The following is a 7,816-nucleotide window of genomic DNA, read 5'->3' on the forward strand; positions in this document are numbered from 1 at the left end:
TTGCTCGCGTCCACTAGGCAATTCTGAGGCAGCAAACGGTGTCGTTTGGTGTTTCATGGGGTTACGGCGGTTATGGCGGGAAGGAAACACCCGGTTACATTCCGAACCCGGAAGTTAAGCTTCTCTGCGCCGATGGTACTGCACTCGGGAGGGTGTGGGAGAGTAGGTCACCGCCGGACAATTTTTGGAGGGGGTTTCGACGCCGAGCGCGTCGAAACCCCCTCCTTTGCGTTCGGGCAATCTTCAGAGGAAAGGCCCCGACGCCAGGCGCGTGGGGCCCTTTCTGTTTGTGGGCTCAGGGCAGCTGTGGGCGGGCCACGAAAACACCCCAGCCCAGATACTGGCGCCCGTACTCGAGATGTGAGCGGCGCGCGTTGGCAAGGAAGTCGCGCATGGCGGGAGCGTCGGAATCGTCGGGATTCTCGCGTAGCCAGTCGCTGATCGTCCACCATTGGCTGGCCACATACCTGTCCCAGCCGTCCTGGTCGGCGAGCACCATTTCCAGGAGTTCGAAACCCGAATCCTCGAATCGGGCCGCAGTGCCGGCCAGCGACGTGAACGCGCCATCCGCTATGCCGAGCACCTCGTATGCCTCCTGCGGCGGCGGCGTTATCCAATAACACTCCCCGACCAGGGCAATGCCGTTCGGTCGAAGATGCCGGCGCATCAATGACAGCGTGCCCTGCAGGCCATCGCCGATCCAGGTCGCACCGATACAGGACACGATGTCAAACGAGTCGGGAGAGTCTTCGTATGTGGCTGCGTCGGCTTCCACCAGATTGACCTGATCGGCGACGCCGAGTTCGTCGGCGCGGGCTCTTGCGGCTTCCAGAAAAACCTTGCTGATGTCCACGCCGACGCCCTGAACTCCATAATCGGCCGCCCACCGAGAAAGCAGCTCACCTTTTCCACAGGCGAGGTCGAGTTGGCGGGAACCGGGGGCGATGCTGCAGATCCGACCCAGGAGATCCAGTTTTTCATCGGTCAGGGGATTGAGCGTGCGGTGGTTGGACTCGGCTATTTCATGGAAGCGAAGTGACATGCTGGCCAGTCTTCCTGACCGGTCGATTTCCGGTCCAATCATTAAATGGGATGCCGACAGGCTCATGGACGCGTCAGGGCTTGCTACCCTGGGAGGACCGGGCCACCCCACAGGTGGCCTTCGTCGCGTCAGGCCTGAGGGCGGGCGGCGACCAGCCCCGGCAGACCGTTGTTGTGAGTCCGTCGGGTGAGCCAACGAAATGGACCAGAAGTGAACAGAGATAACGGATCGGACGGCGGACAGCGCGGCCGCGGGGACAACGAGGACCGGCACTCCGGCGGGAGCGGCCGAAGCGGCGGCCACGGCTCACGCGGGCGCGATTCCGGCGGCGACCGTCCGTTCCGTTCCGACGACAGGTCGCGCTCGGACAACCGGGGAGACAGAGGACCGCGGCGGGACGAGGGTCCCCGCGAGTCGCGCGGTCCGCGTCGTGAGGGTGACGATCGTCGTTCGTTCCGGGATCGGGATGAGCGTGGTCCTCGGCGTGAGGGCGGATACGATCGTGGCCCCCGTCGTGAGGGCGGATACGACCGCGGCCCCCGTCGTGAGGATGATGGCCGTCGTTCGTTCCGGGATCGGGACGAGCGTGGTCCTCGGCGTGAGGGTGGGTTCGACCGTGGTCCCCGTCGTGAGGGTGGCTATGGTGAGCGGCGTGAGGGCGGTTACGGTCCTCGTCGTGACAGTGATCGTGGTCCGCGTCGTGAGGGCGGATACGACCGCGGCCCCCGTCGTGAGGATGATGGCCGTCGTTCGTTCCGGGATCGGGACGAGCGTGGTCCTCGGCGTGAGGGTGGGTTCGACCGTGGTCCCCGTCGTGAGGGTGGCTATGGTGAGCGGCGTGAGGGCGGTTACGGTCCTCGTCGTGACAGTGATCGTGGTCCGCGTCGTGAAGGTGGATACGACCGTGGCCCCCGTCGTGAGGGTGACGATCGTCGTTCGTTCCGGGATCGGGACGAGCGTGGTCCTCGGCGTGAGGGCGGATACGATCGTGGCCCCCGTCGTGAGGGTGACGATCGTCGTTCGTTCCGGGATCGGGATGAGCGTGGTCCTCGGCGTGAGGGTGGGTTCGACCGTGGTCCCCGTCGTGAGGGTGGATATGGTGAGCGGCGTGAGGGCGGTTACGGTCCTCGTCGTGACAGTGATCGTGGTCCGCGTCGTGAAGGTGGATACGACCGTGGCCCCCGTCGTGAGGATGATGGCCGTCGTTCGTTCCGGGATCGGGATGAGCGGGGTCAGCGTCGTGAGGGCGGTTACGGTCCTCGGCGTGAGGGCGGATACGACCGCGGTCCCCGTCGTGAGGATGACGGCCGTCGGCCGTACCGGGATCGGGACGATCGTGGACCCCGTCGCGGCGGTGACTTTGGTGAGCGGCGTGAGGGTGGTTACGGCGCTCGCGGCGACAGCGGCCCTCGCGATGGCCGGCCGTTCTCCCGGGACGACCGCGAGGAGCGCACCGGATCCCGGGCCAGATACGGCAGATCCGACCGCGAGGCCGAGGCACCGCAGCGCGAGCGGCTGCCCGAGGTCGCGCCCGACATCACTGCGGACGAGCTCGACAAGGAAGTCTTGGAAGAGCTCCGTTCGCTGCCCGGTGACCTCGCCGACCTGGTCGGCCGGCACCTGGTGGCCGCCGAACGCGCGCTCGAGGACGACGACCCCGACCGGGCGCATGAGCACACGAAGGTCGCGCGCAGGTTCGCGGCGCGCATCGGTGTCGTACGCGAGGCCGCAGGCATCGTCGCCTATCGCGCGGGCCATTTCTCGGAGGCGCTGAGCGATCTGCGGGCGGCCAGGCGGATGACGGGCTCGGATGTGTACCTCGCGGTCATGGCCGACTGCGAGCGCGGCCTCGGCCGTCCGGAAAGGGCCATCGACCTCGTACGCTCGCCGGAAGCCGAACGTCTCGACAGGGCCGGGCGTATCGAGCTGACCATCGTCGAATCCGGGGCCCGGCGCGACCTGGGCCAGCACGACGCCGCCGTGATCACCCTGCAGCGCCTGCCCGAGCTGCGCGATCCGCAGCCGAAGCCGTGGTCGGCCCGGCTGGCGTTCGCCTACGCGGACGCGCTGGCCGATGCCGGTCATCAGGAGGCCGCCACCGACTGGTTCGGGAAGGCGATGGCGTTCGACGAGGACGGGGAGACGGAGGCGGCGGAACGGTACGCGGAGCTGACCGGGTCCGTCATCGAGGATCTCGAGGAGGACTTCGACGAAGAAGCCCCCGACGACTTTGAGACCGAGTCCGACGACCTCGCTGCGGAGGGCCTCCTGGGGACGGAGACGGAGCAGGTCAGTGCCGTCGACGTGGCGGATTCGGAGCAGGCGGACGTACCTGATGAGAAGGGCGCGGCCGCCGAGGATGCGCCAGGGCCGAAGCGAGCTTCGGCAGGCGTTCAAGGCGTCGAGGTTCAGGATGCAGACGTTCGGAACGTCGAGGACCGGGAGGCCGAGGTTGCGGATCGCCAGGTTCGGGACACTGGCGTTCGGGGCGTCGAGGACCGGGAGGCTGGTGTTGCGGAGCCCGAGGTTCGGGACGTCGGCGTTCGGGACGTCGAGGACCGGGGCGCCGATGTAGCGGACGCGCCGGCTCAGGACGAGGACCAAGACGTTCGGGACGCGGATTCTGACGTTCGGGACGCGGAGTCGACAGTCCAGGGCGAGGCGCCGGAGCAGGGCGAGAAGCCGCAGGACCGCGCGGCTGACCGGCCTGATGCTCCCGCGGCCAAGGATGAGCATGGCGACACCCCGGCTATCACACCGGCGTTCATCGAGCCTGACTTCGGCGACGTGCTTGACGAGCCCACCTCAGACCGGCCCAAGACGGACGACTGACACCGGACACCCCGCCGCTAACTTGATCGTGGCGGCGGGGTGTCGTGTCCCTGGCTGCTACCCGTTCGGAGCGGCGCCGTGTCGTGTCCCTGGTTGCTACCCGGTCGGGGCGGCGAGATGTCGCGTCCCGAGGGCTGCTATCCGTTGTGCGTCACGCGAAACGATCACCCGTCACGGTGAGACGCGGTCGAGCCAGTGGAGAATTCCCGCCACGTTCGAAGGTGCTCCGCTCAGCAGTTCGAAGTGTTCGGCCGTCGGGTCGTCGGCCTTGAGCGCGGTGTAGCGCTCTTTTGTGCGATCTCTGACCATGGCGACGGCGTGGTCCAGGTCCATGCCCTCGGAATGTGCCTGCCGGGTGAGATCAACCCAGACGCGGAGCTCCTCCGCGGACCGTTCAAGAGTCTCCTGAACGGCGTCGACGGGCCCGTAGTGGCTGAACAGCAGGCGTTGCGGCCCAAGCGCCCCGAACAGCGCGATCGAGTCGAGCGCCGTCTGCAGGTCGAAGTCCGGCGGAGGGGTCGCGGGGCGCAGGTCGCCCGTTTCGGGCAAGTAGACGCCTGCGGCGTCGCCGACGTACAGGTCGCCGGTGGCGGAGTCGACCAGCCCCACGTGGTGTTTGGCGTGTCCGGGCGAGTAGTGGCTGCTCAGCGTGCGACCGTTGCCCAGGTCGATGGCGCCGGTGTCGCCGAGGGCGACGATGCGCTCGGACTCGGTCGGGGACATTTGGCCGAAAAGCGTGTCGAGACGGTCACCCCAGACCATGCGCGCACTCGCCATCAACCGTGCCGGATCGGCAAGGTGCCGGGCTCCCTTCTCGTGGACGACGACCTGGGCGGAGGGGAAGAATCTGGCGATGTCCCCCACGCCTCCGGCGTGGTCCAGGTGAATGTGGGTCACCACGACGGTGGCCAGGTCCTCCGGTCCGACGCCGAGTGACGCGAGCGCGTCACGCACCACGGGAGCGGACGTCGAGGTGCCCGTCTCCACCAGGCACGGTCGATCGCCCAGAATCAGGTAACCAGCGGTGATGCCCGAGTAGCCCGCCATCTTGGTGTCGATCTCATAGACGTCGCCGCCCAGAGCGGTGATGTTGTCCACAGGCACTCCCGCACGTTCAGCCGTTATCCCCAGAACGGCATTCCAGCCGGTCCGGCTTTCTCCTCATCGTAGAGAGTGATCTCCACCAGAGCACCGACAGGGAGGATGACAAGTGGACCGCAACGAGGTCTTGCTGGTGGGGAGGCTGTCAGCGGCGGCCGAGGAGCACGCGCTGCCGAGCGGCGACACCGTGACGAAGTGGCGCGTCATCGTGCGCCGCCGACGGCACAGGCGCGGAGCCGCCCTGACGGACAGCATTCCGTGTGTCACCTTCAACCCGGAGGTCGCCGCCATAGTCCGCACCCTCAAACCTCGCGACTACATCGAGGTGACAGGGGCATTCCGCTGCCGGGTCTTCGGCCCGTCGGCGGCCAAGATCTGGAGGTATGAGGTGGAGGTGAGCTCCGCCAAACCGTTCGAGGCCGAGCTCACCGAACCAGCCGACCCGGCCACCGATCCGCCCGCCGACTCCGAGGGGAGTGTCACCGCCCTGATCCCCAGACAGGTGGCCTATCTGGCGCGAGCCAGCTGACCTCGGCCGCTCGCCCGGAACCGCACGACCTCGCGCATGCCGAACCGCGCGGGGCCCGGGCCCGTAGGAATGCGCGTCCGTATAACCTCGTGGCGTTCGTAGGGTTGCGCATCCGCACAACCCTCGTGGGGTTCGTAGGGGTGCGCGTCCGAACAACTCCCGTGGGGTTCGTAGGGGTGCGCGTCCGAACAACTCCCGTGGGGTTCGTAGGGGTGCGCGTCCGTACAAACCCCGTGAGGTTCGTAGGACCGCACGCATGCACAATCGCGCAGGATCCGTACGGCAGGCAGCGCGCACGACCCGTGAGCTCCGTTGGGCTGCGCGCATGCCCAAGCCCGCGGTCCGTACGGTTGTGCCGCCGCTCGTGTTGGCGGCAAAGTTCGCTTGGTCGACGGAGCCGCGCACGGCCTCGGACGGTTGCGGACGGTCGCGGACGGGCGATCGTACAAGTCGGGGTGAACAGCGAAACGTTGCGCGGGTCGGACCTCCCGCAGTCGTACGGGTCTGAGGGGCGAGTGCTCGTGGTTGCGGCTACGGAGGACGTGGTCGGGCGGCGGTGTCCGGCCGCCTCGAAGCAGTGCCCTCACCGCACCGGGCCAGGCATCGAGGCGGCGGGAAGCCCGTCAGTCGATCGCGAACGTTCGGAGGATCAGACCGGTCCTGGGTTTCGGGCCGAAGGAGGTGCTCTTGCGGGGCACTCGTTCGCCGCCGGCGGCGACGGCTAGCACCTCCTCGGCCTTGAGCGGTTTGAGAATCACGGCGGTGCCACCAGAGCGAGCAGCCAGCCGCATCGCGGCCCACGCGTCGTGGTGCACGATGCGCACGGTTCGTTCGTCGTCACGCATCCCCCACACCTTGGGCATGACGAACTCGGAAAGGACGGAAGTGTTGAGGGAGTTCCAGCGGTCAGAGCGCTCTGGCGGCATCGCGTGGGCGAGCTGCACCGGGTCGGGATCGGTGAGCAGGTGCGCACCGCTCTCCCCGGCGAGCAGGAACGCCGGCTCCGCAGCCTCCTCGAGCGCCGCCAGCCCTTGTGCCAGATCGTCAAAGTCGTGAACGCGCCACGACCCCTTCGCCCTGGCGGCCGCCTCGTCCAGAGGAAGCCCGGGGATCACGCGGTGGATGGCTTTCAAGTCGGGTGGGTACGCGGAGGTGTCGACGAGCAGGGCGAGCCCGAAATCCCATGGCCCGGCCGTCGAACGGCCCGCGCCCGCCGCAGGGCCGTCCTTGTCGGTCTCGGCACCATCGACCTGTTGAGAGGGTTCGTGCTGCCCAGCCCCGGCGCTATCGACCTGTGACGACGCCGGATCGACCTGTGACGACGCCGGATCGACCTGTGGCGACGCCGGATCGATCGGCGCCGGACGGGCCGGTTCGGCCGCCGGTCCGATCAGTTTCGGCGTCGGGCCGGTCGGTGGCGGCTCTGGGTGGGTCGGTCGGGCTGCCGGGTGGGTCGGTTCCGGCGCCTGGTCGGCTGGCGGCGCTGGACGGGCTGGACGGGCTGTCGGCCCGGTCGGTTCCGCCGTCGGCTCGGCCGGTGGCGGCGTGGGCTGGTCACCGTTGGCGGGCTCCGCACTGGCGGCGTCGGCCCGGAGGTGGATTTCGTGCTCCTGGCGCTGGAGGACACGGTACGTCGCATACCTGTGGTGTCCGTCGGCGATCAGGGCCTGCCGGTCATGGAGGTCGGCGTTGATCGCGGTGATCTCTTCCGGGTCCGTGATGGCCCAAAGGCGGTGCGTGAGGCCGTCCTCCGTGCGGGCCGACACCTGGGGCTGCCGATCCGAGGCCACCGCGTCGACCAGGCGGCTGGCGGTGCCGTTCGCGCCGTCGTAGAGGAGGAAGATGGGCTCGAGGTTGGCTTGAGTGGTGCTCATCAGAGCGAGCCGGTCGGCGACGGGGCCCGGCATGACGTCCTCGTGCGGGAGGATGATGCGCTGCTCGGGGTCGGTCAGACCCACGTCGCCGATGAGGCCGCGCTGCAGCACGCCTGCCCCGCTCTGCTCGTAGACATAGAGCGCCGGTACGTCGTCGGCCACCAGCACGCCCGAGTCCAGCCACGCCTTCAGCGTGTCCCTCGCCTCGGCGTACCGCGATTCGAGCGGCGCCTGGGCCGGTGGCGGAGTCACGGCGTCGGGTTGCCTTCCGACCGGACCCTGGGTCTGCGGGGAAGACATGGCGTCGGGTTGCTTCTCGGGCGCCGTGCCAGCGTGGGAACTCCCGCGATCTGTGTCGAGGCGGGGGATCGCTGTGGCGGGGTGGGAGCCCTCAGGTCCTGTGCCGGGGTGGGAGGTGTCGGGTCCTCTGCCGGGGTG

6 protein-coding genes and 1 rRNA gene are annotated in these 7,816 nt (G+C 68.3%); 3 read left to right on the forward strand and 4 right to left on the reverse strand.

Annotated features, from left to right (window positions below; translation table 11 throughout):
• Window positions 1–62 precede the first annotated feature (62 nt).
• Window positions 63–179, forward strand: a 5S ribosomal RNA gene (gene rrf / locus E1292_RS48320).
• Between the two features lie 116 nt (window positions 180–295).
• On the opposite strand, the gene E1292_RS48325 is transcribed toward rrf, so the two are convergent.
• Both E1292_RS48325 and E1292_RS52040 read right to left on the reverse strand, forming a co-directional pair.
• On the reverse strand, window positions 296–1,042 hold the full coding sequence (locus tag E1292_RS48325) for an SAM-dependent methyltransferase (protein ID WP_132606536.1): 747 nt from the start codon (window positions 1,040–1,042) through the stop codon (window positions 296–298).
• A gap of 306 nt (window positions 1,043–1,348) precedes the next feature.
• Window positions 1,349–2,662: a hypothetical protein gene (locus E1292_RS52040; RefSeq protein ID WP_165975148.1), complete on the reverse strand. Its 1,314-nt coding sequence runs from the start codon at window positions 2,660–2,662 to the stop codon at window positions 1,349–1,351.
• Here E1292_RS52040 and E1292_RS48330 point away from each other — a divergent pair.
• The gene (locus tag E1292_RS48330) at window positions 2,609–3,874 is read left to right on the forward strand and encodes a hypothetical protein (RefSeq protein ID WP_246090960.1); all 1,266 of its coding nucleotides are present in this window, start codon (window positions 2,609–2,611) and stop codon (window positions 3,872–3,874) included. The genes E1292_RS52040 and E1292_RS48330 overlap by 54 nt on opposite strands.
• A 171-nt stretch (window positions 3,875–4,045) precedes the next feature.
• Here E1292_RS48330 and E1292_RS48335 read toward each other — a convergent pair whose 3' ends face one another.
• On the reverse strand, window positions 4,046–4,972 hold the full coding sequence (locus E1292_RS48335) for an MBL fold metallo-hydrolase (RefSeq protein ID WP_132606537.1): 927 nt from the start codon (window positions 4,970–4,972) through the stop codon (window positions 4,046–4,048).
• 112 nt (window positions 4,973–5,084) lie between these two features.
• Between E1292_RS48335 and E1292_RS48340 the strand changes: the two genes are divergently transcribed.
• Window positions 5,085–5,504, forward strand: coding sequence for a single-stranded DNA-binding protein (locus tag E1292_RS48340; protein ID WP_132606538.1), 420 nt, complete (start codon window positions 5,085–5,087; stop codon window positions 5,502–5,504).
• 623 nt (window positions 5,505–6,127) lie between these two features.
• Here E1292_RS48340 and E1292_RS54685 read toward each other — a convergent pair.
• On the reverse strand, window positions 6,128–7,678 hold the full coding sequence (locus tag E1292_RS54685; protein WP_246090962.1) for a DUF1015 domain-containing protein: 1,551 nt from the start codon (window positions 7,676–7,678) through the stop codon (window positions 6,128–6,130).
• Window positions 7,679–7,816: the final 138 nt, after the last annotated feature.

Origin of the sequence: Nonomuraea deserti (assembly GCF_004348685.1) — a bacterium.
GTDB classification, from domain to species: domain Bacteria; phylum Actinomycetota; class Actinomycetes; order Streptosporangiales; family Streptosporangiaceae; genus Nonomuraea; species Nonomuraea deserti.